Raw genomic sequence first — 24,304 nt, 5'->3', positions numbered from 1 at the left:
ACCGGCCGCAGTCGTGAACCGGCCGCAGTCGTGAACCGGCCGCAGTCGTGAACCGGCCGCAGTCGTGAACCGGCCGCAGTCGTGAACCGGCCGCAGCCGTGGACCGGGTGCCGCCGAACGAGTTCACCCGTCCGCGTTACGGTGCCCGCCATGGTCTCGGTGCTGCTCGTCGAGGACGACCCGGTGGTGCGGTCGGCGGTGAGCCGGGCGTTGACCGGGCTCGGGCACGCGGTGCTGCCGGTCGGCACCGCGCTGGAGGCGCTGCGGGAGATCACCGGCGGCCGGTTCGACCTCGTGGTGCTCGACCTCGGCCTGCCCGACATGGACGGCGCGGACGCGTTGCGCATGATGCGCGGCGTGTGCGACGTGCCGGTCATCGTCGCCACGGCCCGCGACGACGAGGGCGAGATCGTCCGCCTCCTCAACGCGGGCGCGGACGACTACCTGGTCAAGCCGTTCTCCAGCGAGCACCTGGCCGCCCGGCTGGCCGCGGTGCTGCGCCGGGCGCGCAAGGACGCCGCCCCGGCGACCTACCGGATCGGCAGCCTCACCGTCGACCCCGACCGCCGCGAGGCCAGGCTGGACGGCCGCGAGCTGAACCTGACCCGCAAGGAGTTCGACCTGCTGGCCTACCTCGCCGCGCGGGAGGGCAAGGTCGTGCCGCGCGCGGAGCTGCTGGCCAACCTGTGGAACCTGCCCGGCCGGCACGACGACCAGACGCTCGACGTGCACCTGTCCTGGCTGCGCCGCAAGCTCGGCGAACGCGCCGCCCGGCCCCGCTACCTGCACACCGTGCGCGGTGTCGGGTTCAAGCTCACGGCGGCCGAGTGAGGAAGTCGCTCGCGCTCGTCTCGCTGGCCGTCACCTCGATGGTCGCGCTGGCGTTCCTGATCCCGCTCGCGCTGGTGGTGCGCCAGCTCGCCGAGGACCGCGCCCTGGCCGACGCCGAACGCCTCGCCGGCGCGCTCACCCCCGTCCTGGCGATCACCTCCGACCCGGCGACGGTCAACCAGGCGCTGCTGAGCACCGCCGGCCGGGTCGCGGTGCACCTGGCGAGCGGCGAGGTCGTGGGCGTGCCGGTGGCCACCGACGAGCAGTTGCGCACCGCCCGCGAGCAGGGCCTCGCGTCCACCGTCCCGGTCGCCGCCGGGTACGTGCACCTCCAGCCCGTGCTGCTGGACGGCGGCCGGGTGGCCGTGGTGGAGGCGTTCGTGCCCCGGGCCGCGCTGTCCCAGGGCGTGGCGAAGGCGTGGCTCGCGCTCGGCGGCGTCGCGATCGCGGTCGTGCTCGGGTCCGTGCTGGTCGCCGACCGGCTCGGCGCGCGGGTCGTCCGCGCCTCGACCGCGCTCGCCGAAGGCGCGCGGAGAATGGGCCAGGGCGACCTCGCCACGCGGGTGACGCCGAGCGGACCGCCGGAATTGCTCGACGCGGGCGCGGCGTTCAACCGGATGGCCGACCGGATCGGTCAGCTCGTGGCCAACGAACGCGAAATCCTGGCCGACCTGTCCCACCGCCTGCGCACCCCGCTCACCGCGTTGCGGCTCGATTCCGAAACGCTCGGCCAGGACCCCGGCGCCAACCGCGTGCGGCAGGCCGTGCACGCGCTCGAACGCGAGGTCAACGAGCTGATCCGGGCCGCCCGCCGCGAACTGGACGACCCCGACGGCGGCCGCTGCGACGCCGCCCAGGTCGTGCACGACCGCCTCGTGTTCTGGTCCGCCCTCGCCGACGACCAGCAGCGCCTGTGGAACCTGCGCGGCACCGAGCGGCCCGCCCCGGTCCCGCTCAGCCGCAGCGACCTCGCCGCGGCGATGGACGCCGTGCTGGGCAACGTGTTCCGGCACACGCCCGAGGGCGTCGGGTTCGTGGTGGCGCTGTTCCGGCGGCCCGACCACGTGGTGATCGTCATCGAGGACGCCGGCCCCGGCATCGAGGACCTGGAGGCGGCGTTGCGGCGGGGGAGCAGCGGCGCGGGCTCGACCGGCCTCGGCCTCGACATCGCGCGCCGGGCGGCGGAGTCGACCGGGGGTTCCCTGGTGGTCGACCGGGGGCCGCTGGGCGGCACGCGGGTCCAGCTCCGGCTCGTCCCGGCGGACGAGCCAGTCTGACCGCCGTTCCCTTTCCGGCACCTGATGCGACCTTTAAATGTTCCTTAAATAAATCGCTGTTGACATTTCCGTGCGCCCGGATAAAGTCATTGTCGGAATTGCGGTCGGACGCGGCGCTCCCACCCTTGCCCGTTCGGCCCGTTCCCACTTCGGTGCGGCGACCGCCTGCGCTCCCCTGCGCTGAGCGCATTCGCGGTCGCCGCGCCCGAAATGCCGCCGAATGCAGATTGAGGTTTTCCGCGTGTCGCGCAAGAGCTTGGTGCTGCCCGTCGCCGCCGTCCTCGCCGGGCTGGCCCTGACCGGGTGCGAGCACCCGGACGGGATGGCCCTGATCGCGGCGAGCGCCAGTGCCACGATCCGCACCACGCCCGAACCCGCCGCCTGGCCGACGCCCGCGACCGCGCCGGACGGCACGTCGTCGTCCGCCGCGGCAGCCACGACGTCCGCGGCCCCGCCCGTCACCACCACCACCGCGACGACGGCGACGACGACCGAGGCCCCGACCACCACCGAGCGGGCGGCGGCGCCGGAACCCGCCGAGCCGCCCGCCCCGGCCACGCCGACCAGGACCGAGGTCGAACGCGCCGAGGCCGCCGTGGTCGAGCTGACCAACGCCGCCCGCGCCGAGCACGGCTGCCCCGCGCTGGCCGCCGACGACCGGCTCGCCGCCGCCGCCCGCGCGCACAGCGCCGACATGGCCGCGCAGGACTACTTCGACCACGTCTCGCTCGACGGCCGCAGCTTCGTCGACCGGGTCAAGGCCGCCGGCTACCCCGCGCCGGGCGCGGAGAACATCGCCGCCGGCCAGCGCACGGCCGAGGCCGTCGTCAAGGGCTGGATGGACTCGCCCGGCCACCGCGCCAACATCCTGAACTGCAAGCTCAAGGCGCTGGGCGTGGGCATGGCCCGCGGCGGCTCCTACGGCATCTACTGGACCCAGAACTTCGGCTGGTGACCGTCCCGGTCGCCGCCGCCCGCCGGCAGCTCGTCCAGGATCAGCACGGTGTGGCTCGACGTCACGTCCGGCATCGTCTGCAACCGCGACAGCACCAGGTCGCGCAGGCTGTGCGCGTCGGGCGCCCGGACCAGCAGCACGAGGTCGTAGTCGCCGGACACCAGCGCGCCGTGCCACACCTCGGGGATCTCCATCACCCGCTGCCGCACGGCCTTCCACGAGTGCTGGCTGATCTTGAGGTAGACGTAGGCGGAGATGCCGAAGCCGTAGCGCTCGGGGTCGACCACCGCCGAGTACCCGGTGATCACGCCGTCGCGGTGCAGCCGCTCCACCCGTGAGTACGCGCTCGCCCGGGAGATGTGCAGCCGTTCCGCCAACGCCCGCATGGACAGCCGCCCGTCCGCCCGCAGCTCCTCCACGATGCGCCGGTCGAGCGCGTCGAGCGGTGCCGAATGTCCAGTGCGCGCCGTCATGTGGCGCACCATAACCCGCGTGCGCGGCCATTCGTCCGGATCGCGGCCCCGGATCTGGAACTTTGGCCGGTGTGAGCTGGACCATGCCCTCCGTCCCGGACCCGGGGACACCCGCCTTGAGACCACCCGCCTCGAGACACCCGGAGGAGCCCATGGCCCGCACCCGCGCGCCCGAGCGGACGTTGCTGCCCGGCGACGAACCGCTGTCGCTGCTGCGCAAGGACGGCACGCCGGTGGACGACTCGCCGCTGGCCATGCCCGACGACGACGTGCTCGTCGAGCTGCACCGCCGGATGGTCGTCGGCCGCCGGTTCGACACCCAGGCCACCGCGCTCACCAAGCAGGGCAGGCTCGCGGTCTACCCGTCGTCCCGCGGCCAGGAGGCGTGCGAGGTCGGCTCCGTGCTCGCGCTGCGCCCGCACGACTGGCTGTTCCCGACCTACCGCGACTCCGTCGCGCTGGTGACCCGCGGTGTGGACCCGGCCGGGACGCTGACCCTCCTCCAGGGCGGCTGGCACCTCGGCTACGACCCCTACGAGCACCGCGTCGGCCCTCAGTGCACCCCGCTGGCGACCAACACGCTGCACGCGGTCGGCTTCGCGCACGCGGCCCGGTTGAAGGGCGAGGACACCGCGGCGCTCGTGCTGCTCGGCGACGGCGCGACCTCCGAGGGCGACACCCACGAGGCGCTGAACTTCGCCGGCGTCTGGAAGGCCCCCGTGGTGTTCCTGGTGCAGAACAACGGTTACGCGATCAGCGTGCCCATGTCCAAGCAGAACGCCGCGCCGTCGTTGGCGCACAAGGGCATCGGGTACGGCGTGCCGTCGGTGCTGGTGGACGGCAACGACGCGGCGGCCGTGTACGCGGTGGTCCGGGACGCGCTGGAGGCGGGCGGGCCGACGTTGATCGAGGCGCTGACCTACCGGATCGAGGCGCACACCAACGCCGACGACGCCACCCGCTACCGCACGTCCGACGAGGTGGCGGCGTGGCTGGACCGCGACCCGGTCGACCGGCTGGAGGCGTACCTGACCGCGCGGGGCCTGCTGGACCCCGCGCGGCGGGCGGCGGTGGCGGCCGAGGCGGAGGACTTCGCGGCGTCCGTGCGGGCCCGGATGAACGCCGACGTCGTGCCCGCGCCCGAGGAGCTGTTCGAGCACGTCTACGCGACCCCGCCCCGCCACCTGCGGGAGCAGGCCGCGATGCTGCGGGAGGAGCTGGCATGACCGCCGTCCACGAGACGTCCGCGGTGTCCATGGCGGGCGCGTTGAACCGCGCGCTGGCCGACGCGTTGGCCGCCGACCCGACCGTGCTGGTGTTCGGCGAGGACGTCGGGCCGCTCGGCGGCGTGTTCCGGGTGACCGACGGGCTGGCCGCGCGCTTCGGCGAGGACCGGGTGTTCGACACGCCGCTGGCCGAGTCCGGCATCGTCGGCACGGCCATCGGCATGGCGATGAACGGGCTGCGGCCCGTGGTGGAGATGCAGTTCGACGCGTTCGCCTACCCCGCGTTCGAGCAGATCACGAGCCACCTGGCCAAGCTCCGCAACCGCACCCGCGGGCGGGTGTCGCTGCCGGTGGTGGTCCGGGTGCCCTACGGCGGCGGCATCGGCGGCGTCGAGCACCACTGCGACTCGTCGGAGGCGTACTACACGCACACGCCGGGGTTGCGGGTCGTCACGCCCGGCACGCCCGACGACGCCTACCGGCTGCTGCGCGACTCGATCGACTCGCCGGACCCGGTGATCTTCCTGGAGCCGAAGCGGCGGTACTGGGCGAAGGGGCCGCTCGACACCGGGCCGTCGATCGGGTTCGACCGGGCCCTGGTGCGGCGCGAGGGGCGTGACGTCACCTTGATCGCGTACGGGCCCATGGTCGTGACCGCGTTGGAGACGGCCGAGGCGGCCGCGGAGGAGGGCCGGGACGTCGAGGTCGTGGACCTGCGGTCGTTGTCGCCGTTCGACGACGAGACCGTGTGCGCCTCGGTGGCGAAGACCGGGCGCGCGGTGGTGGTGCACGAGGCGTCCGGGTTCGGCGGGTACGGCGCGGAGGTCGTGGCGCGGGTCACCGAGCGGTGCTTCCACCACCTGCACGCGCCGGTGCTGCGGGTGACCGGGTTCGACATCCCCTACCCGCCGCCCAAGCTGGAGGAGCACCACCTGCCCGGCGTGGACCGCATCCTGGACGCGATCGACCGGCTGCAGTGGGACGACCGGGTCGTCGGGGGCTACCGTGCCTGACTTCCGGTTGCCCGACCTGGGCGAAGGGCTGACCGAGGGCGAGATCGTGAGCTGGCTCGTGTCGGTCGGCGACGCGGTGACCGTCGACCAGCCGGTGGTCGAGGTGGAGACGGCGAAGGCCGTGGTGGAGGTGCCGTGCCCGTTCGAGGGCGTGGTGAGCGCCCGGTTCGGCGAGCCGGGGGAGAAGCTGGCGGTCGGGTCGGTGCTGCTGACCGTGGGCGAACCGGAGCCGGAGTCGTCGGAGTACTCGGGCAACGTCCTGATCGGCTACGGCACCTCGACCGCCCCGCGCCGCCGTCGCCGCCGCGAGTCCCACGTTCGGAACGCGGGTGTCCTACGTTCGGAACACCCGGGTTCAACGCTCGGAACGCCGGAACCGGCCCCGCTCGCGCCCGCGGTCATCTCGCCGTTGGTGCGGCGGTTGGCGCGGGAGAACGGGCTGGCGCTGGACCGGATCGCCGGCACCGGACCGGGTGGCGTGATCCGGCGCGCCGACGTGGAACGCGAACTGGCCGCCCGCGCCACGGCGACGACCGCCCCGCCTTCTTCCGCCGCGACACCGTCCGGGCTCAACGGGACGACGGCCGCGCTCAACGGGACCCCGACCACCCCCGCCCCGGTCGCTCCCGCCGCGTCCGCCGCGACGGCTCCCGCCGCGTCCGCCCCGGCGGCCGGTCGGCGCATCCCGTTGCGCGGCCTGCGGGGCGCGGTGGCGGAGAAGTTGGCCACGTCGCGGCGGGAGATCCCCGAGGCGACCGTGTGGGTGGACGTCGACGCCACCGACTTCCTCGCCGCGCGGGCCGCGATGCCGTCGGTGTCCCTCCTGGGGCTGCTGGCCCGGTTCACCGTGCTGGGCCTCAAGAAGTTCCCCGAGCTGAACTCGCGCGTCGAGGGCGACGAGGTCGTGGTGCTGGACGAGGTGCATCTCGGCTTCGCCGCCCAGACCGACCGGGGCCTGGTGGTGCCGGTGGTCCGGAACGCGCAGTCGCTGACCACCTCCGGACTGGCGTCCGCCATCGCGGCCCACACGGCGTCGGCGCGCGAGGGCAGGCTCACCCCGGCGGACCTCACCGGCGGCACGTTCACGGTCAACAACTACGGCGTCTTCGGCGTCGACGGCTCGGCCGCGATCATCAACCACCCGGAGGCCGCCATCCTGGGCCTCGGCCGCATCATCGACCGGCCGTGGGCGGTGGGCGGCGAACTCGCCGTGCGCAAGGTGGCGCAACTGACGCTCGCCTTCGACCACCGGGTGTGCGACGGCGGCACGGCGGGCGGGTTCCTGCGGTTCGTCGCCGACTGCGTCGAGTCGCCGATCACCGCCCTGGCCGAGTTGTGACTCCCCCGGGTGGCGGGAGCGGCCCTCCCGCCACCCGGCCGCAAACCCGCACGACGATCGGGCGCGGGTTTCGTAGATTGACCCCGTGACCAAGCCCGACTACCCCGTCCGGACCCGGCGCCTCACCCTGCGCCCCTTCACCCTCGACGACCACGCCGCGCTGCACTCGTGGATGTCGCGCCCCGACGTCGTGCGCTACCTCTACGGCGAGGCCCGCACGCCCGAGGAGACCGCCAAGAGCCTGGCCCTCAAGGCGGCGGTCACGTGGCCCGAGAAGGAGGGCGACCACCTGGCGCTGGCCGTGGAGCACGACGGCGAGGTGATCGGCGAGGCCGTGCTCAAGTGGCTCAGCGAGGCGCACCGGCAGGGCGAGGTCGGCTACATCCTGCACCCCGACCACCACGGCCGCGGCTACGCCACCGAGGCCGCCGCGGCGATGCTCGACCTCGGCTTCACCCACCTCGGCCTCCACCGGATCGTGGCGTCGTGCGACGCGTTCAACGAGCCGTCGTGGCGGGTGATGGAACGCCTGGGCATGCGCCGCGAGGCGCACTTCCGGCACGGCGAGGTCTTCAAGGGCGCGTGGGGCGAGGAGTTGATCTACGCGATCCTGGAGGACGAGTGGCACCGGATGGCGGACAGCCGGTGGCGGCCCGACGGCGCATGATGGCCGGATGCAGAGGTTCATGGAGGACAGCGGCGCGTACGAGCACTGGTTGGCGCTCAACCAGGACCAGTACGTCATCAACGCCGAACGCAGCCTGAACCCGGCCAACCTCGTCCTGCACCGCGCCTCCTGCCGCACGATCAACGGCACCCCGACCCGCGGCGCCACCTGGGTCGGCAGCTACGTCAAGCTCGTCGGCGGCCGCGCGGAACTGGAGGCCGAGCACCCGACCGCCCGCCCGTGCCGCCTGTGCCTGTGAGCCGGCCGTGCCGCGCCTCGTCTGGTACGTCGCCTACGGGTCGAACCTGCACGCCGAGCGGTTCGGCTGCTACCTCGCCGGCGGCACGCCGGTCGGCGCGACCAGGGGCTACCCCGGCTGCCGGGACACCAGCCCGCCGCTCGCCACCCGGGCGGTGGAGATCCCCGGCGGGATCTACTTCGCCACCGAGTCGCCCGTCTGGCTGGGCGGCCGGGCGTTCTACGACCCCGACCTGCCCGGCACGGCGGCCGCCCGCGCCTACCTCGTCACGGCCGCGCAGTTCGCCGACGTGGCGGCCCAGGAGATGTACCGCGACCCCGGCGCGGACCTCGACCTCACCGTCGTCCTCGCGGACGGCCGGCACGTCCTGGGCCCCGGCCGGTACGAGACGCTGCTGCGCCTCGGCGAGCACGACGGCCACCCGGCGCTGACGTTCACCGCGCCGTGGAGCGCCGCCGACGTGGCGCACACGAAACCCTCGGCCGGCTACCTGACCATGCTCGCCACGGGCCTGGTGGAGGCACATGGCTGGCCCGTCGACCGGGTCGCCGACCACCTCGCCCGCCGCACGCCGTTCTGGACCGCCGCCGACATCGCCGCGCTGCTCAGCCCGGAGGCGGACCCCACTCGTAGGTGCTGACCAGGCAGCACTCCTCGAAGCCGAATCGCCGGTAGATGCCGATGCCCGACGGCGACGCGGTGAGGACCGCGACCCGGTACCCGGCGGCCGCGGCCTCGTCCAGCACCCTGGCGGTCAGGGCCGTGCCCAGGCCGAGGCGGCGGTGGTCCGGTCGCGTCACCACGTAGTGCACGGCGGCGACCCCGGCGGCCAGGAACAGGTACGCGGTGGCGGCGGGCCGGCCGCCCAGCCGGCCGACGAACATCCGCAACGACCCGTCCGGCCCGTACGGCAGCGCCGAGTAGGCCCGGTACCACGGCTCGGTGACCTCGGCGGGCGCCCCGCAGCCCCACACCGACACCCAGTCGCGCACCCCGTCACGGTCGGTCACGGGCCGGATCGCCAGGCCCGCCACGGCCGGCGGCGCCGGGCGCGGCCGGGTCAGGTCCAGCCACATGCCCGGCTCGTCCTCGACGTGCCGCAGGCCGTGGCCCGTCAGCACCCGCGCGGCGTCCGGCGGTTCGGGGCGCAGCCCGGTCTCCCAGTGGAACGGCACGCCCCGCGCCCCGAAGTGGGCCCGCACCACCGCCACCGACCCGGCGAACCCCTCGGCCCCGACCCGCGACGGGCCGTTGAACACGCCGTCCGGCAGTCCCGTGTCCACCCAGCGCACACCGGGCCGCTCGTGAATCGTCGCGCCGGGCACCGCGGCCAGCAGCTCGGTGAAGGCGGCCTTGCTCGCGTCCAGCGCCGCGGTCGCGCGCGCGGCGTCCGCGTCCCGGAGGATCCCGTCCATCAGTCCCGCGCCACCACGGCCTCGAGGTTGCCGTCGTCGCCGGCCACGCACGACGCCTCCCGCGCCGTCGTCGCGAGGAACTCCGACATGCACCGGCCGAACTGCGCGTAGCCCCGGTCGTTGGGGTGGAACGACTCCTGCAGCGCGTGCCGGGCCCGCGCCTCGTCCCGCAGCCCGTCGAAGTCGACGGTCAGCCGGGTGAACCACTCCTCCTCGGGCTTCCCGCCGCCCGTGCACGCCTCGCGGTCCTCGCCCGCCTTCGACAGGTCGAGGAACCGCGCCCCGGCCGCCCGCGCCGCCGTCCGCAACCCCTCGGACAGCTGCTCGACCGCCTGGTCCCGCACCCACTCCAGGTCGCCGGTGCGCAGTGGGCACCCCGACAGGTTCTGCAGGTCGAACGGGAACCCCGGCGCGACGGGCGCGGCGTAGGACTGGAGCACCAGCGTGTACGAGCGGGGCGTGTAGCCCTCGTCTTGGAGCACCTGCCGGATGTCGCGCAACGCCCGCTCGACCTTGGGCGTCATCCGCTCGACCCGCGCCTTCCACTCGTCGGCCATGGCCTTCGCGCAGTCGTTGCGGCGCTCGATCCACGCCCGCAGGCACGCGCCCAGCACGTCGGCGAACCGCGGGTCGTCGTTCGCGCCCACCGCCACCACGACCGCCGACACCCGGTACTCGCGGGCGATGGCGGCCAGCCGCCGGGCCTGCGACCCCTCCGTGTTGCGCACCTGGTCGGTGATGCCGACCTGCTCGGAGTTGGCGCCCGAGCAGGCCAGGTTGAACACCTTCTCCACGCCCGCCATCCGGGTGTGGTGCACGGACGCCTTGGTCGACCGGTGGCACCAGTTGTCGTTCTCGCCGTTCGTGCCCGGCTCGTACGAGCCCGCGCCCTCGCCCGACATGGTGCTGTCGCCGAGTGCCACGATCGCGCGCGGCGCGTCCCGCCCCGGCCCCGGCAGCGGGGGGTAGGGCGAGTCGCTGACCAGCAGCACCAGGGCGACGAGGGGGAGGACCAGGGCGACGGTCAGGAGTCGGCGGCGCATCGACGCCTATCCTACGGAGACCCGTCCGCCGCTGAGCACCACCGTGCGGTCCGCCGCCCGGTGCACCTCGTCGTGGTGCGTGGCGACCAGCACCGCCGCGCCCTCGTCGGCCGCCCGGCGCAGCACCCGGACCGCGATCGGCCCGGTGCGCTGGTCGAGGTGCGCGGTGGGCTCGTCGGCCAGCAGCACGGCGGGCGAGCCGATCACGGCCCGCGCCAGCGCGGCCCGCTGCTGCTGCCCGAACGACACCTCGCCCGGGTACCGGTCGGCCAGCTCCGCGACGCCCAGCTCCGCCAGCAGCTCCGTCACCCGGTCGAGCGCGCCGCCGGTGCGGCCGAGCCGGATGGGCAGCGCCACGTTCTCGGCCAGCGTCAGCTCGCCCGCCAGCCCCAGCGCCTGCGGCAGCAGGGCGCACACCTTCCACGACGGCGGCGACGTCAGCACCTCGCCCGCCATCTCCACCGTGCCCGCGTCGGCCCGGTCGAACCCCGCCAGCACGGCCAGCAACGCGCTCTTGCCCGACCCGGACGGCCCGGACAGCGTCACCAGCTCGCCGGCCGCCACCTCGAGGTCCACCCCGCGCAGCACGTGCACCGGCCCGCTCGCGTGCCGGAACGTCCGCTCGACGCCCTTCGCCCGCAACGCCGTCATGCCACCAGCACCCCGTTCCTCAGGTCGTACCGGGTGTCCGCCAACGCGATCAGCCTCGGGTCGTGCGAGGCCACCACGACCGGCACGCCGCGCCGGGTCAGGTCGGCCAACGTCTCCAGCACCAGGTCCGCCGACGTGGCGTCCAGCTGCGAGGTCGGCTCGTCGGCCAGCACGACCGCCGCCCGCCGGGCCAGCGCGCACCCGAACGCGAGCCGCTGCTGCTGCCCGCCGGACATCGCCGACACCTTCCACGCGGCCGTGCCCGGCAGCCCGAGCTGCGCCAGCAGCTCGTCCACCGGGGCGGTCCGGCCCGCCGCCTGCGCCGCCGCGCGCAGGTTCGCGCCCACGTCCAGGTGGCCGATCAGGTTGTCCCCCGGGTTCTGGAACACCAGCGCGATGTCACGTCGCCGCAGCGCCCGCCGCGCCCGTGACGACAACCGGGCCGTGCCCATGCCGCGCAGCTCGACCCCGCCGCGCGTGGGCCGCTCCACCAGGCTCAGCACCCGCAGCAGGGTCGACTTGCCCGACCCGGACGGCCCGGCCAGCACGGTCATGCCCGTCGCGGGCACGTCCAGCGACACGTCCGTCACCGCGGTGACCGCGCCGGCGGGCGTCCGGTAGTCCACCCCGACGTCGCGCAGCCGCAACACGTGCTCACCCACGGATCAGCTCCCCGATCTTCGCCGAGCGCACCGAGCGCACCGCGATCCACGCCGCCACCAGCACCACCAGCACGCTCCCCGCCGCGGTCGCCACCAGCAGCGGCACCACGTCCGGCACCTCCGGCGACGGGGCCAGGCGCGGCGCGGGGTCCAGCCTCGGCACGGTGAAGCCGCTGCTCACCGCGCTCGCGGCCAGGCCGACCACGACCGCCGCCGCGGCCACCGCGCCCAGCTCGAACAGGTGGCTGCGCAGCAGCGCCGCCGGTCCCAGGCCCATCCGGGTGCTGAACGCGCCGGACAGCGCGTTCTGCCGCCGCCGCACCTCGACCGCCAGCAGCAGCGCGATCGACGCCACCACGGCCAGCACCGCGCCCAGCGCCGTGACGAACCCGAACGTCCACTGGATGGTCAGGAACGGCAGGCCCTGCACGGCCTTCTCCTTCTCGCCGACGTTGCGGTACTTCACGCCGGCCTCCGCGAGGGACGCGGTCAGCTCGCCCAGCGGTTTGGTCGACCACACGTACCAGGAGCCCACGTCGTCGCGGTCCTCGATCCGGTCCACCGGCACGACCCAGCCGGACCTGCCGAGCTTCGGGAACGACGGCACCCACGCGTCCGGGTCGATCGCCGGCAGCCCCGGCAGCCGCACCTCGCGGCGCGGCACGTCGCCGACCCGCAGCGGCTCGGCGAGCAGGGCGGGGTCGACGTCGGACGGGAACGCGCCGTCGCGGAACGTGCGGGGGTCCACCACCAGCGCGGTCCGGTCGTACTGCTCCACGAAGCCGACGATGGTGGAGTTGCCGCGCAACGCCTCCGGCAGCTCGGTGGTCTCCGGCTCGACCTGGGCGTAGCTGTTCGCCCCGGTGAACATGCCGGACTTCACGTCGAGCGCGGTCCGCTGGGAGCCCGCGATGGCCGCGCCGACGGCCATGGTGCCGACGGCCAGCACGCCCACCAGCAGCACACCCGTCACCGGGCCCGCCGCGGCGGCCAGCCGCCGGATGGCGAGCTGCGCGGCGGGTTTCGACCACAGCCTCGCCCGGTGCGACAGGGCCAGCGCCCACTTCGCCGACCGCGCGGTCAGCAGCGCCGCGGTCAGCACGACCAGCAGCGGGAACGCCAGCGCGGCGGCGTCGATGCGCGGCAGCGCGCCGATCTTGCTCGTGGTGGCCAGGCCGCTGTCCTGCACCCGCTGCCACGCCCACACCGCGAGCCCCGCGCTGACCAGCTCCCACGGCAGCGCGGTCAGCACCGCCCGCACCCGGTTGCCCCGGCCCGAGCCCTGGAACGCCCGGTGCGTCCGCAGCGCGGCCGTGGCGAACGTGACCGCGAGGCTCGACGCCACGACCACCGCCACGGCCAGCGCCGCCGTCGTCCCGGTGCCGGGCGGCAGCACGTCCGAGGGCGCGTACCCGGGCAGCAGCAGCCGCGCCAGGCCCAGCCCGCCCACGCCGCCGACCACCAGCGGCAGGCCCAGCTCCAGGACACCGCGACCGCCCAGCGCGAGCGGGCCCGCGCCGCGCACCCACAGCAGCCGCAGCTCCGACTGGCGGCGCTGCGCCCACTGGACGGTCACCGTGGCCACCCCGGCCAGGCCGATGAGCAGGCTGATCAGGGTCAGGCCGAGCACTGCGGAGCGCACGTTCACCACCGTCTGCCGGGCGTTCTCGACCGGCAGCACCAGCGGCGACACCATGCGGTTGAACCCGGGCGCGAGCGGCGCGACGCGCTCGGTGCCCTCGGCGAGCAGGGCCGCGGCCTCGTCGACGGTGCGGGGCACGTCGGCCGGGAAGCGCACGGTCACGTCGGTCACGCCGGCGATCTCGGGCGGCAGCGCGGCGAACGCCTCGGCGCTGGGCAGCCACACCACGGCCGTGGCCAGCTCGTCGCGGTCCAGCACGTTGGGCACGATGAAGTGGCGCTCCGAGCACCACCACTCGGGCAGCGGGTCGAGCACGTCGGCGTAGATCGCGGTCACCGGTGGCAGCCGGCCGCCCATCCCGCGCCCGCCGAGCCGCACGCCGACGGTGTCGGCGATGCTCTTCGGCACCCACAGGCCGTCCTTGCCGCCGCCTTCGAGCACCTTGAGGTGGTCCGTCGCGCCGGGCCGGTACCCGAACTTGGCCTCGGTCGGCGGGCCGCCGAAGTCCGCCCGCTGCTCCCGCACGTAGGCGCCGATCAGCGGCTCCCGGTCCGGCACGGCCCGCCTGATCTCCTCGATCGCGCGGGGCACCTCCGCGTGGGCGACGCCCGTGGCCTCCAGCGACGGGTGCAGCGCCTGCTCGCACAACCGGCTCTGCTGGTAGTCGATGGCGGCGCTGCCCGAGGCGGCCGAGTGCATCACGGCGGCGGCCACCACGAAGCTCAACAACACCGCGGTGACCACGCTGACCAGCAACGTCAGCGGACTCGACAGGGCCGCGCGCGGGGCGGCTCGCCACGGGATCTGCACCTGCGCACGGTAACCGGCGACCACGCGGAACAGGAGGATTTTTCCGAACGACGTTCATGCCCCGGACAACCTCCGGACAACGCGTCCGGTTGTCCGGAGGCCGCCCACGAACCCTGACAACGTCACCGAACCGGGCGCGCCGGTCTCAGCGGCCGCGCCCCGTCTTCTCCTGCAACCGGTCGATGAGCTGCGACGCCTCCACCTTCGTCAGCCCGTCCGGCACCTCCTCGCCCGCCTCCTGCGCCAACGTGTGCAGGTAGGACTCCTGCGGACCGGTCATGGGCTCGTCGCCGGTCGTCCAGTCCCGCGGGTCCTTCTCCGGGTTGCGGTCCATCGCGGCTCTCCTTCCTCGAACGCCCGTTCGAGGTACCCGCTCCGGCGGCCCTTGACACACCCTCGCGTGGTCTAGTCCAATTTCGGCACCTGGAGGCCGCCACCGCTAGGAGGAGACGATGTCGCGCAGGGTCCTGTTCGCCCGGGTGGCGGCGGTGGCGGCGTTGGTGGTGGCAGCGGCCGCGGTCGGGTTCGCGCCCGCCTACGCCGCGTCGGTCACCGCCACGTTCACGAAGACGTCGAGCTGGGAGACCGGCTACACGGCGCAGTTCTCGATCAGGAACGAGACGAGCGCGGCGATCACCGGCTGGAAGGTCGAGTTCGACCTGCCCGCCGGCACGGCCGTCGGCGCCTACTGGGACGCGTTGCAGACCACCGCGTCCGGGCACTACACGTTCACCAACCGCGAGTACAACGGCAGCGTCGCGCCCGGCGCCACGGTGACGTTCGGCTTCAACGCCTCGGGCACCGCGAGCCCGGCCAACTGCAAGCTCAACGGCGCGTCGTGCGCGGGCTCCCCGACGACCACCACCACGACCACGACGACAACGACCACCACCACGACGACCACGGGTCCGACGACGACCACCCCCACGACGCCGCCCACGGGTCTGCCCAGGCGGGTGCTGGTCGGCTACCTGCACGCGAGCTTCGCCAACGGCTCCGGGTACATCCGCATGAAGGACGTCTCCGACGACTGGGACATCATCAACCTGTCGTTCGCCGAGCCCACCTCCGCCACGTCCGGCGACCTGCGCTTCGCCCAGTGCCCGGTGGCCGAGTGCCCCAACGTCGAGTCCGAGGCCGAGTTCATCGCGGGCATCCGCGACAAGCAGGCCAAGGGCAAGAAGGTGCTGATCTCCATCGGCGGCGCGAACGGCCAGGTGCAGCTGTCCACCACGGCCGCGCGCGACGCGTTCGTGCGCTCCGCCTCGGCGATCATCGACAAGTACGGCCTCGACGGGCTCGACGTCGACTTCGAGGGCCACTCCCTGTCGCTCAACGCGAACGACACCGACTTCCGCGCGCCGACCACCCCCGTGATCGTCAACCTCATCCAGGCGCTGAAGACGCTGAAGGCCCGGTACGGCGCGAAGTTCGTGCTGACCATGGCCCCGGAGACGTTCTTCGTCCAGGTGGGCTACCAGCACTACGGCGGCGGCAGCGGCGCGGACCCGCGCGCGGGCGCGTACCTGCCGGTGATCCACGCGCTGCGCGACGACCTGACCCTGCTGCACGTCCAGCACTACAACTCCGGCCCGATCATGGGCCTGGACAACCAGTACCACTTCATGGGCGGCCACGACTTCCACGTGTCCATGGCGGACATGGTCCTCGCCGGGTTCCCGGTGCGCGGTGACGCCACCAAGGTGTTCCCCGGCCTGCGGCAGGACCAGGTGGCGATCGGCCTGCCGGCGAGCGTCAACGCGGGCAACGGCTTCACGTCCGTGGCGGAGGTCCAGCGCGCGCTCGACTGCCTGATGAAGGGCGCGAACTGCGGCACGTACAAGCCGAAGGCCGTCTACCCGAACCTGCGCGGCCTGATGACGTGGTCGGTCAACTGGGACCGCCACAACAACTTCGAGTTCTCCCGCTCGCACCGCGCGTACCTGCCGAGGTAGCCGGGCCGGACCCGCCGGCCGAACCCCGGCGGGTCCACCGGCTAACGGCCGCCCCCGCGCGGCCGATGCGCGGGTGAGGAGGTGCGACGTGACCACCGCCACCCGGCTCGGCGTCGGCCCCCTGCGGTGGCTCCCGCAGGTGGTGCCCGGAATCCTGCTGCTGTTCGCGGTCCTGCTCGTGCCGGTGGCGCCGGGCAGGGCGACCGACGGGCTGCACCGCGTCGACACCCCCGAGTTCTCGGTCGTCGACGGCTTCCGGTGCGCCGTGGCCGACGACCGGGCCACCTGCACCGTGCCGATCGCCGGCCGGCCGCTGACCGTCGAATACCGGGTCGGGCGGACCTTCACCGGCTGCGCCGCCAACTACGACGGCCGTGACCTGCGCTGCGAGCGCATCGGCGGGTACGGCCCCGCGTCGCCGTGGGTCCGGGTCGGCTCGCTCGGCGTGCCCGCGGGCGAGGCGCCGGACGTGCCGTGGTGGCGGGACGCCCTCGACCTGTGGTGGGAGCGGCTGCTGCTCGGCTGCGCCCTGGTCCTCGCCCTGGCCGCCGGGCTGGCCGCGTTCCTCCTCCACCGCGCGCCCCGGCTGGAGGACGGGGACCGGCTGCGGCGGACGGTCGTGACCGGGGTGTCCTCCTGGCTGCTCGCGCTCGTGAGCACCTTCCTCGTGACGTGGGGCGGCAACGACGACTTCGGCGCGATGCCGCTGTTCGTCACCGTCGCGGTGGTGGTGCCGGCGGGGCTGATGGCGTGCTGGCAGCACGTCGCGGCGGGGCCGACCGGGGAGCGGCTGCGGGAACGGGTCGGGCAGGCCGCCCTGGCGTTCCTCGCCACGCTGGCGCTCGGCGCGGTCCAGCTGCTGTGGCTCGGGCTCGCGGCCGGCCTGCCCGACTGACCGCCACAGCCGGGAACACACCGGTCCCGAGCGGCCGGATCGACCGTCACAGCCGGGAACACACCGGTCCCGAGCGGCCGGATCGACCGTCACAGCCGGGAAGAGACCGGCTGCGGGCGGCTGGACCGACCGTCACAGCCGGGAAGACACCGGCTGCGGGCGGCTGGACCGACCGTCACAGCCGGGGGAACACCGGCCGCGGCCGGGGCAGCCGGTCCGACAGCGTGACGCACTGCTCGGACACCCGGGCGGCCAGCCCCGGCACGAACGGCGTCAGCTCGGTCGCCAGCACCCGGCACGCGGTCAGCAACGCGGCGACGGCCGCGTCCAACCGCCGGCCCGCCCCGGCGTCACCGGCCCGTTCGGCACGGGCCAGGTCCCACGGCCGCACCCGCTCCACGTGCCGGTTCGCCTCCTCCACGATCCGCCACACCGCCGCCGTCGCCCGGCGGAAGTCGAAGTCGTCCACGGCGGCGCGCACCAGGCCCGGCGCGTCCCGGCACGCCGCCAGCAGCGGTGCGGCGTCGGCGTCGGGCGCGGCCGACGGCGGCCGGCCGTCGCGGTAGCGGTGGACCACCACGGCGACCCGGTTCACCAAATTGCCCAACCCGTTGGCCAGGTCCTCGTTCGCGCGGGCCACGAGCCGGGCCTCGGTGAAGTCGGCGTCGCCGACGCGCGGCACGTCCCGCAGCAGCCACCACCGCACCGCGTCCGCGCCGTGCCGCGCGGCCAGCGCCGCCGGGTCCACCACGTCGCCGGCGGACTTGCTGATCTTGCGGCCGCCGGTGGTGAGGTAGTCGTGCACGAGGATGTCGGTCGGCAGCGGCTCGCCCGCCGACAGCAGCACGGCGAGCCAGTACACGGCGTGGAAGCGCACCACGCCCTTGCCGATCACGTGCACGCGGCGGTCGCCCTCCACCCACCACCGGCGGTAGTTCGAGCCCTCGCCGCCGTAGCCGAGGCTGCTGATGTAGTTGCCCAGGGCGTCCCACCAGACGTACACGACCTGGTCCGGGTCGCCCGGCACGGGGATGCCCCAGCCGTGCGCGCGGGCGCGCGACCGGGAGACGGAGAAGTCCCGCAACCCGGCGTCCAGGAACGCCAGCACCTCGTTGCGGCGCGCCGCGGGCTCGATCCGGACCACGCCGCCGGCGATCAGCTCCCGGAGCCGGTCGGTGTGGCGGGACAGCCGGAAGAACCAGTTCTCCTCGGCCACCGGCCGCGGCTCCACGTCGTGCTCCGGGCACTTGCCGCCCACCAGCTCGGCGGGGGCGTAGAACTGCTCGCAGCCGACGCAGTACAGGCCCTCGTAGTGCTTGCGGTAGAGGTCGTGCGCGCACGCCCGCCACAGCCGTTCGACGCCGACGCGGTGCCGGGCGTCGCGGCTCGTGCGGATGAAGTCGGTGGACGACAGCGCCAGCGGTTCGCGCAGCGCCGCGAACGCGGCCGCGTTGCGGTCGACCAGCTCGGCGGTCGGCACGCCTTCCGCCGCGGCGGCCAGCACGTTCTTGAGCGAGTTGTCGTCGGTGCCGGTCAGGAACCGCACCCGGTCGCCGCGCAGGCGGTGGTGCCGGGCCAGCACGTCGGCCTGCACCAGCTCCAGCGCGAAACCGAGGTGGGGGCGCGAGTTGACGTACGGGATGGCGGTGGTGACGTAGAAGCGCGGCATCGGCAACCTCCGGGGTGCGCGGGGCTCCCGGATCGAGACCCCCTGGGGAACGGGGGCCTCGGACTCGTCATCCGCGCAGCGTCGGCCACCCCGCGGGGCGGGGCATCGGGACGGCGGACGACGAGGACATGGCGGCGACGCTAGCAGCGCCGCCGCCCGTCCCGCGCGCGGTTTTCCGGGCTAGCAGCCGATGCGGCTCACGCCCAGCGCGATGTCGTCCAGCCACAGGTCGTAGCTGCCGTCGTTGGGCTGGTAGAGCTGCCAGCCGAGCTTGACCGTGTCGAACCTCGGGAACAGGAAGTCGACCTGGTTGCCGCCGTGCTCGCGGGTGGAGACGGTCAGGTCCGGGTTCGGCCTGCCGTCGAACCACAGCGTGATCCGGTTGTCGGAGGCGTCCATCCGCCACTCGACGCACTGCCACACGCCCGCCTTCGACGGCGCGGACTCCCGCCAGTTCGTCCAGTCGCCCGTGGGGCCGCCGTCCGCGCCGACGCCCCAGAGGGCCTTGTCCAGCGTGGGCACGTACTGGCCGCCCAGCGGCCGCACCACCTCCGGGCCGTCGCCGGTGGCCTCGATCAGCGTGTAGTGCGCCCAGTCCGGCGCGGTCGGGAACCGCTCGACCTTCACCCGGACCCGGCCGTAGAAGCTGTTGCCCGGCGCGGCGAAGTCGTCCACCTTGAGGAACGCCCGGCCGTTGCCCTCGGCCCGCACGTGCAGCACCTTCTGGCCGCGCCGGTCCCGCTCGACCTCCAGTGAGCCGTTGCGGGTGTCCACGCCCCACTTCAGGCTCGTGCCCGCGCCGGTCGGCACGTGCTGGAAGTCCTCGCAGAACACCAGGCCGGGTCGGGCGCACGTCTTGAGCCGGTGATCGGCCTCGCCCGGACCGGCGGCGTCCGCGACCGGGAGTGCGACGACCGAGAGCAGGACGGCGAGGACCGCCGAGGACAACCGTTTCCGCACGGGAAGCTCCTTCTGCGCTGAGGGGTGACAGGAAGCTACCGATTCTGGGAACGCTCCCATACCTCTGCGCGGCGCAACCGCGTTGATCCGTTGGCCGGGATCGGCCCCCGACCGCCTACTCGAAGCGGGACGGGTCGCCCGCGCCGCGCCGGACGATCTCGGGCTCACCGCCGGAGAAGTCCACGACGGTGGTCGGCTCCGTGCCGCAGTCGCCCGCGTCCAGCACCGCGTCCACGACGTGGTCGAGCCGTTCCTTGATGTCCCAGCCGTGGACCAGCGGCTCGTCCTGGTCGGGGAGCAGCAGCGTGCTGGACAGCAGCGGTTCGCCGAGCCGTTCCAGCAGGGCCTGGGCGACCGGGTGGTCCGGGATGCGCGCGCCCACCGTCTTCTTCTTCGGGTGCATCATCCGGCGCGGCACCTCGGTGGTGGCCGGGAGGATGAACGTGTAGCTGCCCGGGGTGGCCGCCTTGATCGCCCGGAAGACCGCGTTGTCCACGTGCACGAACTGGCCGAGCTGGGCGAAGTCGCGGCACATGAGCGTGAAGTGGTGCCGGTCGTCCAGGTGCCTGATCTGCCTGATCCGGTCCAGCCCCGTCTTGTTGCCGAGCCGGCAGCCGAGCGCGTAGCAGGAGTCGGTCGGGTAGGCGATCAGGCCGTCCGACTCGATCAGCCCCACCGCCTGGTCGATGGACCTGCGCTGCGGGTTCACCGGGTGCACGTCGAAGTACCTGGCCATGCCGGGAGCCTAGTCGGCCGAACGGCCGCGCGACCGGTCAGGTGAACGCGAGCAGCGCCCCCAGGGCGACGAACGCGCCCGCGAAACCCCGCCGGATCCACGTCTGCACCGCCGGCCGCCCGACGACGTGGTCGCGGACGGCCGCGGCGCACCGGCCGTAGCCGACGAAGACGACCAGCGTGAGCGCCATGAACACCGCGCCCAGCTCCACCATGCGCGGGACGGCGTCGGGGCTGCCCGGCCGCACGAACTGCGGCAGGAAGGCGAAGAAGAAGATCGTCAACTTCGGGTTGAGCAGGTTCACCATCACGCCCGACGCCACCACGCGCGCCGTCGTGCGGTGGGGCGCGTCGGACGCGGCGGTGAGCGGGGTCCGGTCCCGGATCGTGCTCCACGCCAGGAAGAACAGGTAGGCGACGCCGAGGTACTTGAGCGCCTGGAACGCGGGGGTGCTCGCGGCCAGCAGCGCGGCCAGGCCGGTCAGCGCGGCCAGCAGGTGCGGCACCGTGCCCAGCGTGCAGCCCACCGCCGCCGCCAGGCTGCGCCGCGGACCGCCGGAGAGCCCGGCCGCGGTCGTGTAGAGCACGCCGGTGCCGGGCGTGGCGACGACGACGAGCGAGGTCAGCAGGAATTCGAGGTTCACCGGGCGACGCCCGTCGTGCCGTGGTCCATGCCGGTCACCCTGCTGCGAGAATGGTCCGGTGAACAGGTCCATTCCCGAGCCGGTGGACAGGTCCACAACGGCGGGGTCGGACTTCCTCCAGCTCGACGTCGCCGACGCGCCGCGCGGCGGGCTGGCCGACTGGCTGGCCGGGCGGTTGCGGTCGGCGATCGCGGACGGGCGGCTGCCCGTCGGCGGCAGGCTGCCCGCGAGCCGGGTGCTGGCGGGGGAGTTGCGGGTGTCGCGCGGCGTGGTGACCGAGGCGTACCGGCGGTTGGCGGAGGACGGTCACGTCGTCGGCCGGGGCCGGGCGGGCACGGTCGTGGTGGCCGCTCCGGGATCGGTCGCCCGGGACGTGACCGCTGCGGGGTTGGCCGCTGGGAGCTTGGCCGCGCCGGGGTTGGCCGCCGCGGGGTTGGCCGGGCCGACGCCGGGCGGGCCGGCGCGCGGCGGCGGTCGGCAGGCGGGGGAGTGGTCGGCCGGTCGGTCGGGGCCCGCGGGTGCGACCGGCGGGGGCCGGGGTGCGGGGCGGGCGGGTGCGCGAGGGCCGAGCGGTGGGGACGCGGTCGGCGGCGCGGGGCCGGCGGTCGCGCGGGGTGGCGGCGGTGCGGTCGGCGGGCGGTCGGGTGCCGGGAGCGGCGGAGCGTTCCGACCGGGTGGCGACGGCGCGGTGTTCGGGCGGCCGCCCGGCGCGGACGTGTTCGACGCGCTGCGGGCCGTGCCCGCGCGGATCGACCTGTCGCCCGGCGTGCCGGACCTGACCGCGTTCCCCCGCGCCGCCTGGCTGCGCGCCGAACGCGCCGTCCTCGCCACCCTCTCGGCCGCGGACCTCGGGTACGGCGACCCCCGCGGCGCGCCGGCGCTGCGCCACGCCGTCGCCCGCTGGTTGGCCCGGTACCGGGGCATCCGGGTGGGCCCGGAGGAGGTCGTGGTGGTCGCCGGCGTGGCGCAGGCCCTCGGGCTGCTCGCGCGGGTGCTCCGCCGCGACGGCGTCGACCGGGTCGCCGTGGAGGACCCCGGCTCGCTCGGCGCGCGGCAGCACCTGGGCGACCAGGGGCTCGCCACCCCGCCCGTCCCGGTGGACGGCGACGGCGTCCGGGTGGACGAGCTGGTCGCCGGCGGCGCGCCCGCTGTCCTGCTGACACCCGCCCACCAGTTCCCGACGGGCGTCGTCCTCGGCGGCGCGCGGCGGCGGGAGCTGATGCGGTGGGCCGAGGCCGGCGGGCTCGTCGTCGAGGACGACTACGACGCGGAGCACCGCTACGACCGGCCGCCGGTGGCGGCGTTGCGCGCGGTGCTGCCCGACCGGGTCTGCTACGCGGGCAGCGTGTCGAAGGTCCTCGCGCCCGCCCTGCGCGTGGGGTGGCTGCTCGTGCCGGGCGCGTACCACGGGGCCGTGGTAGAGGCCAAGCGGTACGCCGACCTCGGCAACGCCGTGCTGCCGCAACTGGTGCTGGCCGCGCTGATGGAGTCCGGCGAGCTGGAACGGCACCTGCGGTTCGCCCGCCGCCGCCACCGCCGCAGGCGGGACGCCATGATCGCGGCCATCGCGCGGCACCTGCCGGGCGCGGTCGTGCACGGCGCGGCCGCCGGGCTGCACCTGCTGCTCACGTTCGACGCGCGGGTGTCGGACGTCGAGGTGGCCGCCGCGGCGCTCGCCCGCGGGGTGAAGGCGCAGCCGCTGTCGTGGCACGCCCAGCGGCCCGGCCCGCCCGGCCTGGTGCTCGGGTACGGCGCGAGCGCGCCGGGCGACGTCGAGGAGGGCGTCGCGGTCATCGCGGACGTGCTGCGGCAGTGGTAACAACGTTGTGATTCCTCTTGCCGGACACGGAGAATCGCGTTGCGCGGGCGGGGGTCACACGATCGCGTGGATCATCTGCACCGTGGGCTCGTGTTGATCGTCCTAAGTGGACGTGGTCGGGGCGGTCCGGCCAGGATCCCCGGTGACACCGGGTAGCGGCGCGGAGACCCTGCGGTCCTCCCGGCCTGTCACGGCTTGTTTTCCAGTTGAAAGCGAACGAACTCTCATGTCCCGCACGACCACTGACGCGCCCACGCGCGCACACGGCCAGGACCAGGACCGCCGGGCGCTGCCCGTCCACCTCGTGGGATCGCTGCCGCGCCCGCTGTGCGACGACCCCGTCACCGCCATGGGCTGGTTCCTCCGGCACCGGTGCGAGGCGCCGTTGACCGCCCTCCCGTCCGACCGCGACCCGCGGTGGATCATCGACTGGCTCACGCACCACATGTCGTCCGTGCCCTCGCTCGAACTGGTGCGCGCCGGCGAGAGCCGGGGTTACGACGACATGCCCTACTACCGCGTCCGCCCGGGCGACGAGCTGTGCCCGGAGGACGTCCGCCTCGCCCGCGTCGAGCAGGCCGAGGCGGCGTTCGCCGCGCTGGAGCGGGTGTGCCCCTCCGGGTCCGGCGACCGGCCGCCCGTCCAGGTCGGCATCCCCAACGCGCTCGACCTCGCCCTGTTCACGTTCGGCTCGATGGAGGCGGCCCGCGAGTGGGTGCCCACCATGCAGACGGCGGTCGTGCGGGAGGTGACGGAGCTGGTCGCCCGGTGGGGCGACCGGGTGCAGCTCCAGCTGGAGACGCCGGCCGTGCTGGTGGCCTACCACCTCACCCCGCCCGAGGCGTGGGCCGGGCTGACCGAACACCTCACCCGGCAGGTGGCCGGCGTCCTGACCGCCGCGCCGGACGCCCGGTGGGTGCTGCACCTCTGCTACGGCGACCTGGCGCACGTGCCGGTGTTCACCCCGACCGACCTGAAGGCGGCGGTGCGGTTCCTCAACGCGCTGGCCGACGAGCTGGCCGGCCTGGGCACGCCGATGCCGACCGTGCACCTGCCCGTGGTCGGCGGCGACGCCTCGCCGCCGACCGACCCGGCGTTCTACGCCGACCTGCGGCACCTGCGCCGCGGGGTGGAGGTGATCGCGGGCGTGGTGGCCGAGGACTACCCCGAGGAGACCCGCGAGGCGCTGCGGCTGACCGTCGAGGCGCTGGGCGCGCCGGTGGCGGGCGTCGCCGCCGCGTGCGGGTACGGCCGGCGCACCGAGGAGGCCGCGGCGGCGAACCTCGGGCTGGCCCGAACGGGCACGTCGCCTGTTGGCTTCTGTGCAAGTTGCCGCCATCGACCTCCTCCAGCGGGAAGGCGAG

At 74.5% G+C, this 24,304-nt stretch carries 24 protein-coding genes; 13 read left to right on the top strand and 11 right to left on the bottom strand.

Annotation, left to right across the window (positions count from 1 at the left end):
- Positions 1-150: 150 nt before the first annotated feature.
- The 3 genes from ACWEFJ_RS36835 (at position 151) to ACWEFJ_RS36825 (ending at position 3,063) form a co-directional block, all read left to right on the top strand.
- Positions 151-831 carry a response regulator transcription factor gene (locus tag ACWEFJ_RS36835; protein WP_378093517.1) on the top strand — a complete coding sequence of 227 codons (681 nt, stop codon included), beginning with the start codon at positions 151-153 and terminating at the stop codon, positions 829-831.
- A complete protein-coding gene (locus ACWEFJ_RS36830) occupies positions 828-2,108 on the top strand; it encodes an ATP-binding protein (protein ID WP_449716602.1) in 1,281 nt (426 codons plus the stop codon). Before ACWEFJ_RS36835 ends, ACWEFJ_RS36830 begins: the two co-directional genes overlap by 4 nt.
- Before the next feature lie 241 nt (positions 2,109-2,349).
- The gene (locus ACWEFJ_RS36825) at positions 2,350-3,063 is read left to right on the top strand and encodes a CAP domain-containing protein (RefSeq protein ID WP_449716601.1); all 714 of its coding nucleotides are present in this window, start codon (positions 2,350-2,352) and stop codon (positions 3,061-3,063) included.
- Here ACWEFJ_RS36825 and ACWEFJ_RS36820 read toward each other — a convergent pair.
- Positions 3,036-3,536, bottom strand: coding sequence for an Lrp/AsnC family transcriptional regulator (locus ACWEFJ_RS36820; protein WP_378093524.1), 501 nt, complete (start codon positions 3,534-3,536; stop codon positions 3,036-3,038). The two genes, ACWEFJ_RS36825 and ACWEFJ_RS36820, sit on opposite strands and share 28 nt — an antisense overlap.
- Before the next feature lie 152 nt (positions 3,537-3,688).
- Between ACWEFJ_RS36820 and ACWEFJ_RS36815 the strand changes: the two genes are divergently transcribed.
- The 6 genes from ACWEFJ_RS36815 to ACWEFJ_RS36790 all read left to right on the top strand — a co-directional run bounded on the left by ACWEFJ_RS36815 (position 3,689) and on the right by ACWEFJ_RS36790 (position 8,680).
- Positions 3,689-4,762: a thiamine pyrophosphate-dependent dehydrogenase E1 component subunit alpha gene (locus ACWEFJ_RS36815; RefSeq protein WP_378093526.1), complete on the top strand. Its 1,074-nt coding sequence runs from the start codon at positions 3,689-3,691 to the stop codon at positions 4,760-4,762.
- The gene (locus ACWEFJ_RS36810; RefSeq protein WP_449716600.1) at positions 4,759-5,775 is read left to right on the top strand and encodes an alpha-ketoacid dehydrogenase subunit beta; all 1,017 of its coding nucleotides are present in this window, start codon (positions 4,759-4,761) and stop codon (positions 5,773-5,775) included. Before ACWEFJ_RS36815 ends, ACWEFJ_RS36810 begins: the two co-directional genes overlap by 4 nt.
- Complete coding sequence (locus ACWEFJ_RS36805; protein ID WP_449716599.1) at positions 5,768-7,114, top strand: dihydrolipoamide acetyltransferase family protein; 1,347 nt, start codon at positions 5,768-5,770, stop codon at positions 7,112-7,114. Before ACWEFJ_RS36810 ends, ACWEFJ_RS36805 begins: the two co-directional genes overlap by 8 nt.
- 85 nt (positions 7,115-7,199) lie before the next feature.
- Positions 7,200-7,781 carry a GNAT family N-acetyltransferase gene (locus ACWEFJ_RS36800; protein ID WP_449716598.1) on the top strand — a complete coding sequence of 194 codons (582 nt, stop codon included), beginning with the start codon at positions 7,200-7,202 and terminating at the stop codon, positions 7,779-7,781.
- Positions 7,782-7,788: 7 nt separating this feature from the next.
- The gene (locus ACWEFJ_RS36795) at positions 7,789-8,040 is read left to right on the top strand and encodes a hypothetical protein (RefSeq protein ID WP_449716597.1); all 252 of its coding nucleotides are present in this window, start codon (positions 7,789-7,791) and stop codon (positions 8,038-8,040) included.
- A 7-nt stretch (positions 8,041-8,047) separates the two neighbouring features.
- Positions 8,048-8,680 (top strand): histone deacetylase, encoded by a 633-nt coding sequence (locus ACWEFJ_RS36790; protein ID WP_378093536.1) that lies wholly within the window; start codon positions 8,048-8,050, stop codon positions 8,678-8,680.
- On the opposite strand, the gene ACWEFJ_RS36785 is transcribed toward ACWEFJ_RS36790, so the two are convergent.
- From ACWEFJ_RS36785 to ACWEFJ_RS36760, 6 genes are all read right to left on the bottom strand, one after another.
- Positions 8,646-9,455: a GNAT family N-acetyltransferase gene (locus ACWEFJ_RS36785; protein WP_449716596.1), complete on the bottom strand. Its 810-nt coding sequence runs from the start codon at positions 9,453-9,455 to the stop codon at positions 8,646-8,648. The genes ACWEFJ_RS36790 and ACWEFJ_RS36785 overlap by 35 nt on opposite strands.
- Positions 9,455-10,498, bottom strand: a complete 1,044-nt coding sequence (locus tag ACWEFJ_RS36780; RefSeq protein WP_378093540.1) for a GDSL-type esterase/lipase family protein — start codon at positions 10,496-10,498, stop codon at positions 9,455-9,457. Before ACWEFJ_RS36780 ends, ACWEFJ_RS36785 begins: the two co-directional genes overlap by 1 nt.
- A 6-nt stretch (positions 10,499-10,504) precedes the next feature.
- Positions 10,505-11,149, bottom strand: coding sequence for an ABC transporter ATP-binding protein (locus ACWEFJ_RS36775; RefSeq protein WP_378093542.1), 645 nt, complete (start codon positions 11,147-11,149; stop codon positions 10,505-10,507).
- Complete coding sequence (locus ACWEFJ_RS36770; RefSeq protein WP_378093544.1) at positions 11,146-11,811, bottom strand: ABC transporter ATP-binding protein; 666 nt, start codon at positions 11,809-11,811, stop codon at positions 11,146-11,148. The genes ACWEFJ_RS36775 and ACWEFJ_RS36770 overlap by 4 nt, the downstream gene beginning before the upstream one ends.
- Entirely contained in the window at positions 11,804-14,263 is a 2,460-nt protein-coding gene (locus ACWEFJ_RS36765) for an ABC transporter permease (protein ID WP_449716595.1), read from the bottom strand. Before ACWEFJ_RS36765 ends, ACWEFJ_RS36770 begins: the two co-directional genes overlap by 8 nt.
- Positions 14,264-14,408: 145 nt before the next feature.
- Positions 14,409-14,597 carry a DUF3072 domain-containing protein gene (locus ACWEFJ_RS36760; protein ID WP_378093548.1) on the bottom strand — a complete coding sequence of 63 codons (189 nt, stop codon included), beginning with the start codon at positions 14,595-14,597 and terminating at the stop codon, positions 14,409-14,411.
- Positions 14,598-14,715: 118 nt separating this feature from the next.
- Between ACWEFJ_RS36760 and ACWEFJ_RS36755 the strand changes: the two genes are divergently transcribed.
- Together ACWEFJ_RS36755 and ACWEFJ_RS36750 are read left to right on the top strand one after the other, a co-directional pair.
- Positions 14,716-16,218 carry a chitinase gene (locus tag ACWEFJ_RS36755; protein WP_449716594.1) on the top strand — a complete coding sequence of 501 codons (1,503 nt, stop codon included), beginning with the start codon at positions 14,716-14,718 and terminating at the stop codon, positions 16,216-16,218.
- A gap of 88 nt (positions 16,219-16,306) precedes the next feature.
- Positions 16,307-17,113, top strand: coding sequence for a hypothetical protein (locus tag ACWEFJ_RS36750; protein WP_449716593.1), 807 nt, complete (start codon positions 16,307-16,309; stop codon positions 17,111-17,113).
- A 175-nt stretch (positions 17,114-17,288) separates the two neighbouring features.
- On the opposite strand, the gene metG is transcribed toward ACWEFJ_RS36750, so the two are convergent.
- From metG to ACWEFJ_RS36730, 4 genes are all read right to left on the bottom strand, one after another.
- Positions 17,289-18,782: a methionine--tRNA ligase gene (metG, locus tag ACWEFJ_RS36745; RefSeq protein WP_378098036.1), complete on the bottom strand. Its 1,494-nt coding sequence runs from the start codon at positions 18,780-18,782 to the stop codon at positions 17,289-17,291.
- Between the two features lie 180 nt (positions 18,783-18,962).
- On the bottom strand, positions 18,963-19,742 hold the full coding sequence (locus ACWEFJ_RS36740; RefSeq protein WP_378098039.1) for a hypothetical protein: 780 nt from the start codon (positions 19,740-19,742) through the stop codon (positions 18,963-18,965).
- 115 nt (positions 19,743-19,857) lie between these two features.
- Entirely contained in the window at positions 19,858-20,478 is a 621-nt protein-coding gene (locus ACWEFJ_RS36735; protein ID WP_378098042.1) for an L-threonylcarbamoyladenylate synthase, read from the bottom strand.
- 37 nt (positions 20,479-20,515) lie between these two features.
- Positions 20,516-21,121, bottom strand: a complete 606-nt coding sequence (locus tag ACWEFJ_RS36730) for a LysE family translocator (protein WP_378098045.1) — start codon at positions 21,119-21,121, stop codon at positions 20,516-20,518.
- Positions 21,122-21,203: 82 nt separating this feature from the next.
- On the opposite strand from ACWEFJ_RS36730, the gene ACWEFJ_RS36725 reads away from it, so the two are divergent.
- Both ACWEFJ_RS36725 and ACWEFJ_RS36720 read left to right on the top strand, forming a co-directional pair.
- Positions 21,204-22,940 (top strand): aminotransferase-like domain-containing protein, encoded by a 1,737-nt coding sequence (locus ACWEFJ_RS36725; protein WP_449716609.1) that lies wholly within the window; start codon positions 21,204-21,206, stop codon positions 22,938-22,940.
- 226 nt (positions 22,941-23,166) lie between these two features.
- A partial coding sequence (locus ACWEFJ_RS36720; protein ID WP_449716592.1) for a hypothetical protein occupies positions 23,167-24,304 on the top strand: 1,138 nt, incomplete at its 3' end.

The sequence above is a fragment of the Actinosynnema sp. NPDC004786 genome, from assembly GCF_053601135.1.
The sequence above is the reverse complement of the archived record's forward strand: the minus strand, read 5'-3'. Positions and strand labels throughout refer to the sequence as shown.